This window comes from Paenibacillus sp. J22P218 (assembly GCF_056269195.1).
Genome location: NZ_JBWDNL010000003.1, coordinates 792,543 through 799,046 on the forward strand (window position 1 = coordinate 792,543; position 6,504 = coordinate 799,046).

Below are 6,504 nucleotides of genomic sequence, written 5' to 3' on the forward strand. Positions count from 1 at the left end.
GTAACCAGAACTATGAACTATGCTAAACTCGGCCGCGCCGCATCGGTTGTTGCCACACTCATCGGATTGTTTGCACTTTGGGAAATCGTTTGCTTGCTATTCTCGGTTCCCGAATATTTAATGCCGCGGCCAACGCAAATTTTTCACCGCTTCTTCGTGGACTTCGATGTTCTTGTAAGGCACGGGGGCGTGACGCTCGGCGAAATTCTGCTCGGATTCGCCATGGCCGTCGTCATCGGTATTCCGATCGCTATCATCATCGTTTATTCGAACTACTTCTCTCAATCGTTTTTCCCGATCTTGATCGGTATTCATTGCGTACCAATGGTATCGCTCGCTCCACTGCTCATTCTCTGGTTCGGCTTCGGCACGCTGACCAAAGTGCTGATCGCTTTCCTGATCTCCTTCTTTCCGATCATCATCAATACGGTCGTCGGCATGAAGTCGATGGAGAAGGATATGCTTCATTTGGCCAAATCGATGCGGGCAAGCACGTTTCAGACGTTCGCCTACTTCCGTCTCCCAAAGGCGCTCCCGAGCATCTTTGGCGGACTGAAGGTCGGCATCACGCTGGCCGTTGTAGGCGCGGTCGTCGCCGAGTTCGTCGCATCAGAGAAAGGACTTGGTTATTTGCAGCTTACCGCCAACTCCAAGCTCGACGTCACGATGGAATTTTGCGTCATATTCGCTCTTGCCATTATGGGTATCGGCTTGTACTGCATCGTCGGCTTGCTCGAGAGATGGTGCATGCCATGGTACCAGGCAACTAGAAAGGAGGCGTAGCCCATGTCAGGCAAAAAAATCACGCTCGACCGTGTAGAGAAAACGTTCAAGACAAGGAGCGGCAACGTGCAAGCGCTGAAGGAGGTTACGCTCGATATCGAGCCATCTTCCTTCATTTCGGTGGTCGGCCCAAGCGGCTGCGGCAAGTCTACCCTCATGAACCTCATCGCCGGTCTGGATAAGCCGACCAGCGGCGGCATTTTGTTGAACGACACACCGATGAACGGCCCTCAAGCCGGCAACGCCGTCGTGTTTCAGAAGGATGTGCTGCTGGAGTGGCGGACGGTACTCGGCAATATTTTGCTCCCGTTCGATATGCATGGCATTACTTGGTTCGATCGCGGCGGACGAGGCACGAACCGCGACGCAGCATTAGAGTTGCTCAGCATGGTCGGGCTCGAAGGCTTCGCGGACAAATACCCGTTCGAACTGTCCGGCGGAATGCGGCAGCGCGTTTCCATCTGCCGGGCGCTCATCCAGAACCCGTCGCTGCTCATGATGGATGAACCTTTCGGCGCACTCGACGCACTAACCCGCGAGCAAATGATGTACGACCTGCTGAAGCTGTACAACAAGTTCAAGTTTACGGTCGTATTCATCACCCACAGCATCGAGGAAGCTGTGTTTCTCTCCGACCGCGTATTCGTCATGTCGCCGCGTCCCGGCGAAGTCGTTCGCGACATCTCGATCGGGCTTCCGCGTCCGCGTTCCATTAATACGAGGCTTGATCCGGAATTCATGGCCCATGTCCAAGACATTCGTGGCGTCTTCAAGTCGCAAGGCGTACTGACGGAGGTGTAGCTCTTGCTATCGACGAATAAGCCTTACACCATTGCGAGCGTAATGGAACTTCCAACCGCATTATTTATTATCGATATGCAAAATGATTTCGTCCACGAGAACGGCGCTTTCGCTAAGGGAGGGTACTCGGTCGAGGATTATCACCTGGCCGTTCCCGTCATCGATCATCTGCGAGGCGTTGCCAATCAGGCGGGAATTCCCGTCTGGATGATCGGAATGTCGCATAACGAAGCTAATGACGGCGACAATGCCTGGGTGCAGCGCCGCAGAGCCTCCAACCATCCCGATACTTGCCGAACCGGCACATGGGGCAGCGAATTTTATGAGCCTCTAACACCTGGTGATGAACATACCGTGTTTTGGAAGCATCGCTACAGCGCTTTTGTCGGCACGGATTTACATGAGAGGCTGCAGCAGCAATCGATTCAGACTTTGATTTTTACAGGCATTAATACGAATACATGCGTCGAATCGACGGTTCGCGATGCGCATTTGCTCGGATATCATGTCATCGTCATACGAGATGCTACGGCATGCGCTTATAAGGATGCTTACGAACCAAGCTTGAACAATATCGAACGCCATTTTGGATTTGTTACCACTTCGGACAACTTTATAAAGCTATTGGAGGAGAACTAACTATGTATTGCGATTTGATCAAATTATCGATGGATCACCCCGGTGATGTAAGCAGGCTTGAAGCTTTGCTGGAATCGGGTGCATTACAAGCAGAAGAGATTAAAGGCATTATCGCCCAAACGGAGGGTGACGGTTATTCCCGCGGATACTCGACGCTAGCGTTTCAAGTATTGCTGTCGCGTTACCTAGGATGGACGCATGAGGAAATATTCGAACGCATCCCGATGATGATGATCGGAAAGACAGGCGGACTGATGAGCCCGCATTATACGTTGTTCGTTAAACGGTCGGGAGAATCTGCAGTTACTACGGAAGAGAAACGATTCGTGTTCGGTGTTGCATCCAGCCGCCCATTGTTAGCGGAAGAAATCGGTACGCAAGCGCAAGTCGATCTAACGCGCGAGACCGTGCTCGCTGCAATTGCCGACGCGGGTTCGTTAGCGCTCGATGACGTTCATTGCGTAGAGATTAAGTGTCCATGGGGCATCGGCGGAACAAGGTCGAAAGCTGCATCTGCTCTTGGCTCGGCTGTCGCGCTGAGGGAAGTGAAGCGCGAGCTCATCTCCGAAGCCAGCATTAACGGCGATCATTCCTTGTATTCGGTCAAAACCTCGGTTTCCGCAGGCAACGAGCAATATGCGGTACGAGTAATTGTCATGGGCAATGCCGCTCACTCAGAAAGCCCGCTTATCGTAGGCTCCGGAGTTATGAAGGATGCCTTCGATTTGAACGGCTTGCTCGCTACGTTCGAGAGCTTGAACATCTCGGCTGCTCCAACATTGTCCGAAGGAGACCGCGCTCGCTTCGTTCAGCTATTCGTCAATGCGGGTTCGGACGCGCTTCCGCACATTAGAGGCAGGCGGCATACGATGCATTCCGATGCGCTTAGCATGCATGCCGGCATCTTAGCCAAATCGATTGCAAACGCAGTCGTGGGCAGTTTCGTTGGCGATGCTTCCATCCTTTGCTCGGCTGGCTCGGAGCATCAAGGTCCGCAAGGAGCCAATCTGATAGCAGCCGTTGTTCGAGCATAGTTACTCTGCAACGTGGATAGGAGGATAACAATGACCATGACACAATCAATACAATGGACCATACCTGGTTTTATGAACGAGCATGCCCACCTGGATAAAGGGATGCTTGTACCTGAAAGATCCTATAAGGACGAACCGGTAGCTATACGGGCAGGCTGGACGAGGGATGCGAAGTCGTCCTTTACGAAGCAAGACATTTACAGCCGAGCTGAGCAAGCGCTGCAACAGCTTCTCTCCTATGGGACGGCTTATGTTCGAACCCATGTAGACGTCGACCCTCTTGTCGGGCTGCAGGGCATAGAAGCGTTACTGGAGCTTAGAGAGCATTACAAGAACGATATCATAATCGATATCACCGCCTTTAACCAAGAGGGCTTTGATCGTTATCCGGATTCCGCCGGTTTGTTGACAGAAGCACTTACGATGGATAGTCGCATCGGCATTGGCGGCCATACGTTGTCCGATCAGGATGGACGCAGTCATATCAATCGTATTTTCGAACTGGCGGAAAAAGGCAATGCGCCTTGGGTTGAATTTCATACCGACGAAAGCGGCAAGCCGGAGCATTTTCTGCTCCCTTACTTAGCCGAGCAAGTAAAAGCCAGAGGCTGGAGCGGCAAAACCTATGCAATCCACTGCAACTCGCTCGCTAACGTATCGGATGAGCTTGCCGAGCAAGCTATCGCTCTCACCGCAGAAGCTGGTCTGCATGTTACGGTATGCCCGACCGCAATCGCTACTCGAGCCATAACGCGCGTTAAGCAGCTAACCCATGCCGGTGTGCGTATCGGCATGGGGAGCGATAACATGAGCGACTTCTTCAATCCGATGGGGAGCGGCAATATGCTGCAATATGCCCAGCTGCTTGCTTATATTCAGCGTTTCTACGAGCCGCGGGAAATGGATATGCTGCTGCGCATTATTTCCCAAATGCCGTTTAATGCCGAATCCGCCGTACTCGTAAGCCAGTTGGCACAGGATCGTTACCGTTTCACGACGAAAGATAGTCGCTACTTGCTCACCCATTTACCATTGCCGTCATAATGCTTCATTCATTCATAATAAGGGAGGGCTTCTGTTGATCAAACATTTCGGCGCTTACGTCGACCAAGAACTCTTTCTTGAACCGTCGAACTCTGGCCACTTGCTGGGCCGTACTTTCGCTGTGAAAGATATATTCGCTATACGAGGAGAAAAATCGGGAGCCGGAAATCCGGATTGGCTGCGTACGCATAGTCCATCCGGCCAAAACGCCTCCGTTATTGATACGCTGCTTTCTCATGGCGCACGCTTAGAAGGTACAACCCATACCGACGAGCTCATGTTCAGTCTTAGCGGTCAGAATGACCACTATGGCACACCGGTTAACCCGGCAACGCCTGACCGAATACCCGGCGGCTCGTCCTCCGGCTCTGCCGTAGCCGTCGCTGCCGGACTATCCGACTTTGCGCTTGGAACAGATACAGGGGGCTCTATCCGAGTCCCTTCCTCCCATTGCGGCATATTCGGTTTTCGTCCCACGCATGGCGCCGTATCGATGGACGGCGTCATTCCGCTTGCGCCGAGTTTCGATACGGTAGGCTGGTTTGCCGCAGATGCCGCTACAATGCTTCAAGTCGGCTCTGCGCTTCTGCTCGACACGGGTAACCATAATGGTTTTAAGCATCTCTATATGGAGCAAGATGCTTGGTCCCTTGCGGATAAGCATATGCGGGAGGACTTGAAACCGACTATCTCTTTGCTTACCGGACTAATCCAACATTATGATAACGTACGTGTCTCGCGTGATGGCCTTGTTGAATGGATGAACTTATTCCGCAAGCTGCAAGGTATTGAAATATGGAGCACGCACGGTGAGTGGATCCAGAATGAGAAACCCACCTTCGGTAAAGCTACCACTGAGCGATTCGCATGGGCTGCAAGCTTGAATACTGAAGAGTATGAACTGCATACATTTTTGCGCGGAGCACTTGCTTCCGCTTTGGTAGAGAAGCTTGGCGACGACGGGGTGCTAATCATCCCTACAACGCCAGGACTTGCTCCTTTACTGAATGCATCGGACGCGGAAGTTGCCGACTGGCGTCTTCGTACACTGCAGCTCACTTCCATTGCCGGACTAACGGGCTTGCCTCAGCTCTCTATTCCGATAGCATCAGCCTTCGGCCCACCGATCGGACTTTCCATTATTGCGGGAAGAGGGCAAGATCTGAAGCTTTTATCCTGGATAAATGAAATTCAACACCAGTTGCCATTGTTCCATTCAACCTCCAGTTCTAGAACAGTTAAATAAACACACAAAAAACCGGAGATCTTAGATCTCCGGTTGCGTTTGTTGTTTTGGGTAAAAATGGTGAGCCATGAAGGACTCGAACCTTCGACACCCTGATTAAAAGTCAGGTGCTCTACCAACTGAGCTAATGGCTCTTGATGTAGGAAATGGTGGAGGATGATGGATTCGAACCACCGAACCGTGAGGAAGAGATTTACAGTCTCCCGCGTTTGGCCACTTCGCTAATCCTCCACAATATTATTTCTGTCTGCCAAAAGCAGAAAAAAATAAAGTGGTGGCTCGGGACGGAATCGAACCGCCGACACGAGGATTTTCAGTCCTCTGCTCTACCGACTGAGCTACCGAGCCTTACTTTAAAGAAAAAAATGGCGGAGCTGACGGGATTCGAACCCGCGGTCTCCTGCGTGACAGGCAGGCATGTTAGGCCTCTACACCACAGCTCCGAGTTTAGATGGTGGAGGATGACGGGATCGAACCGCCGACCCTCTGCTTGTAAGGCAGATGCTCTCCCAGCTGAGCTAATCCTCCACAATAGGCGTTGCAAGTAAAGAAAGGTAATGGTAGCGGCGAAGGGGATCGAACCCCCGACCTCACGGGTATGAACCGTACGCTCTAGCCAGCTGAGCTACACCGCCACGCTTGTCCCCCGAATGCTTGTCTCTTCTGAACGTTCGGGGACGTTCACAAGGTCAGGTAATGGCGTCGCCAAACGCCTTTACAATGATGCCGTATAAGCCGCACTAGTCAGCTTGACACAACAGGCATTGCGCCCTGAAAACTGGATACGAAAGAATGTTGCTGCTGAACTTTAGCTGTTGCCTATAGGTTGTATGGACCATATAAGCCTTTTAGGATAAGCCCTCGACCGATTAGTATTCGTCAGCTACACACATTGCTGTGCTTCCACCCCGAACCTATCAACCTCGTCGTCTTCAAGGGGTCTTACATACTGGGAAA

At 51.9% G+C, this 6,504-nt stretch carries 6 protein-coding genes, 6 tRNA genes and 1 rRNA gene; 6 read left to right on the top strand and 7 right to left on the bottom strand.

Features of this window, described 5'->3' with window-relative positions; translation table 11 throughout:
• Positions 1-12: 12 nt before the first annotated feature.
• From AC0YN0_RS18150 to AC0YN0_RS18175, 6 genes are read left to right on the top strand one after another with little or no spacing between them, the layout of a single operon-like run.
• Entirely contained in the window at positions 13-783 is a 771-nt protein-coding gene (locus AC0YN0_RS18150; RefSeq protein ID WP_475822498.1) for an ABC transporter permease, read from the top strand.
• A 3-nt stretch (positions 784-786) separates the two neighbouring features.
• The gene (locus tag AC0YN0_RS18155) at positions 787-1,584 is read left to right on the top strand and encodes an ABC transporter ATP-binding protein (protein WP_475822499.1); all 798 of its coding nucleotides are present in this window, start codon (positions 787-789) and stop codon (positions 1,582-1,584) included.
• Positions 1,585-1,587: 3 nt separating this feature from the next.
• Entirely contained in the window at positions 1,588-2,223 is a 636-nt protein-coding gene (locus AC0YN0_RS18160; RefSeq protein WP_475822500.1) for a cysteine hydrolase family protein, read from the top strand.
• Positions 2,224-2,225: 2 nt separating this feature from the next.
• A complete protein-coding gene (locus tag AC0YN0_RS18165; protein ID WP_475822501.1) occupies positions 2,226-3,257 on the top strand; it encodes a ring-opening amidohydrolase in 1,032 nt (343 codons plus the stop codon).
• A 36-nt stretch (positions 3,258-3,293) separates the two neighbouring features.
• A complete protein-coding gene (locus AC0YN0_RS18170) occupies positions 3,294-4,301 on the top strand; it encodes an amidohydrolase family protein (protein WP_475822502.1) in 1,008 nt (335 codons plus the stop codon).
• Positions 4,302-4,335: 34 nt separating this feature from the next.
• Positions 4,336-5,547 (top strand): amidase, encoded by a 1,212-nt coding sequence (locus tag AC0YN0_RS18175; protein WP_475822503.1) that lies wholly within the window; start codon positions 4,336-4,338, stop codon positions 5,545-5,547.
• A gap of 58 nt (positions 5,548-5,605) precedes the next feature.
• Here AC0YN0_RS18175 and AC0YN0_RS18180 read toward each other — a convergent pair.
• The 7 genes from AC0YN0_RS18180 to AC0YN0_RS18210 form a co-directional block, all read right to left on the bottom strand.
• A tRNA-Lys gene (locus tag AC0YN0_RS18180) sits at positions 5,606-5,681 on the bottom strand.
• 13 nt (positions 5,682-5,694) lie between these two features.
• Positions 5,695-5,778: transfer RNA gene (locus AC0YN0_RS18185), tRNA-Tyr, on the bottom strand.
• 41 nt (positions 5,779-5,819) lie between these two features.
• Positions 5,820-5,895, bottom strand: a tRNA-Phe gene (locus AC0YN0_RS18190).
• Between the two features lie 18 nt (positions 5,896-5,913).
• Positions 5,914-5,990, bottom strand: a tRNA-Asp gene (locus AC0YN0_RS18195).
• Positions 5,991-5,999: 9 nt separating this feature from the next.
• Positions 6,000-6,075: transfer RNA gene (locus tag AC0YN0_RS18200), tRNA-Val, on the bottom strand.
• 30 nt (positions 6,076-6,105) lie between these two features.
• Positions 6,106-6,182 (bottom strand) — tRNA-Met (locus AC0YN0_RS18205).
• A gap of 214 nt (positions 6,183-6,396) precedes the next feature.
• Positions 6,397-6,504: ribosomal RNA gene (locus tag AC0YN0_RS18210) — 23S ribosomal RNA — on the bottom strand; the annotation flags it as partial.

Coding starts and splice junctions, on each gene's coding strand:
- AC0YN0_RS18155 (WP_475822499.1), top strand. CDS start 787: ATGTCAGGCAAAAAAATCACGCTCGACCGTGTAGAGAAAACGTTCAAG.
- AC0YN0_RS18150 (WP_475822498.1), top strand. CDS start 13: ATGAACTATGCTAAACTCGGCCGCGCCGCATCGGTTGTTGCCACACTC.
- AC0YN0_RS18170 (WP_475822502.1), top strand. CDS start 3,294: ATGACACAATCAATACAATGGACCATACCTGGTTTTATGAACGAGCAT.
- AC0YN0_RS18165 (WP_475822501.1), top strand. CDS start 2,226: ATGTATTGCGATTTGATCAAATTATCGATGGATCACCCCGGTGATGTA.